Annotated in this window: 1 protein-coding gene; it reads left to right on the forward strand. The window is 64.7% G+C overall.

Going from position 1 to position 452, the window contains the following annotated elements; genetic code table 11:
* Nucleotides 1-452 (forward strand): class I SAM-dependent methyltransferase (locus AC1DKY_RS21450; protein WP_441611688.1); only part of this gene is annotated, 452 nt, incomplete at both ends.

Below are 452 nucleotides of genomic sequence, written 5' to 3' on the forward strand. Positions count from 1 at the left end.
TACTGGAACGAAGAACTGAAGGCAGCGCGTGAGCGCGCCTCGGGCGACGGACTGGTTCGCGCAGGCGAAGCCGTGCTTTACGCACGCAGGGAGGTTCGCCGCTTCCTCGATCTGGGTGCCGGCCCCGGCTATCTGTTGGACCAGCTGGCAGCCACTTTTCCGGCGCATTCCGATCTTTTCCACGCGGTCGAGCTGTTTCCGCCCGAGGAACACAGCACACACRAGAACTATGTGGTCGGCGACGTCGGCTCCCTCTCCGGGAAGTTCGACGCGGGCGTCTGCRTTGAGGTCGTTGAACACCTCACGCCCCGCATGCTGGGCAAACTTGCCGAGGGCCTGGCCGCCGTCGCCGCGCCGGACTCCACCTGGCTGTTCAATACGGGATTGCCGCACTACGTTCGCCAGGAAGATCCGGGCTACCTCGATCCCCGCAAGCGCGGGCATATCGTCTC

The organism is Dyella sp. 01N448, from assembly GCF_056399225.1.